Raw genomic sequence first — 1,073 nt, 5'->3', positions numbered from 1 at the left:
GATTTGGGTGATGGTTTTCGCCTGGCTTTCAAAATCGAAAGCCACAACCATCCATCTGCAGTGGAGCCATTTCAAGGTGCTGCTACTGGGGTGGGCGGCATTTTGCGCGATATTTTCACCATGGGGGCAAGGCCACTAGCTCTGCTTAATGCCCTGCGCTTTGGTCCGCTTGAGGATCCCCGTAATGCCGGCTTAATGGAGGGGGTGGTGGCAGGTATTGCTCACTACGGCAATTGCGTTGGTGTTCCAACCGTGGGTGGTGAAGTTTGTTTTGATTCCAGTTATTCGGGTAATCCATTGGTAAATGCCATGGCCCTTGGCTTGATGGAAACCACAGAAATTGTGCGTTCCGGTGCCAGTGGTGTTGGTAATCCGGTGATTTATGTGGGCAGCACCACAGGCCGTGATGGCATGGGTGGAGCCAGTTTTGCTAGCGCTGAACTTAGTGAAGCTTCCCTTGATGATCGGCCTGCGGTGCAGGTGGGTGATCCATTTCTGGAAAAGGGTTTAATCGAAGCTTGCCTAGAGGCTTTTAAAAGCGGAGTGGTGGTGGCTGCCCAAGATATGGGTGCCGCTGGCCTCACCTGCAGTTGCGCTGAAATGGCTGCAAAAGGCAATTTAGGTATTGAGCTGAACCTTGATCTAGTGCCGGCAAGGGAAACGGGCATGACCGCCTACGACTTCCTGCTTTCTGAATCCCAAGAACGCATGTTGTTTGTGGTTGAGATAGGTAAAGAAGAGGAGTTGATGGAGCGTTTTCGCCGTTGGGGCTTGCAGGCAGCAGTGGTGGGAAAAGTGCTGCAAGAACAGGTGGTTAGGGTGCTTCAGCACGGTGAAGTAGCAGCAGAAGTGCCTGCCCGCGCATTAGCGGAAGACACCCCAATTAATAAACGCGAATTACTTAGTGAACCGCCTGAAGCAATTCAGGCCCACTGGCGTTGGCAGGAAAACAGTTTGTTGCCCCTTGCCGTTGATCAGGTGGGAACCGTATTGCTGCAGTTGCTTGATGATCCAACAATCGCCAGTAAGAGATGGGTGTGGCGTCAGTACGACCATCAAGTGCAGGCCAATAC

Annotated in this window: 1 protein-coding gene; it reads left to right on the top strand. The window is 52.5% G+C overall.

Annotated elements, in window-relative coordinates:
- Positions 1-1,073, top strand: a 1,073-nt coding sequence (locus AC2JC8_RS02235) for an AIR synthase-related protein (protein ID WP_484594129.1), incomplete at both ends; no start/stop codon positions are given.

Source organism: Synechococcus sp., from assembly GCF_982614295.1.
This window is presented reverse-complemented; position numbering and strand designations above follow the sequence as displayed.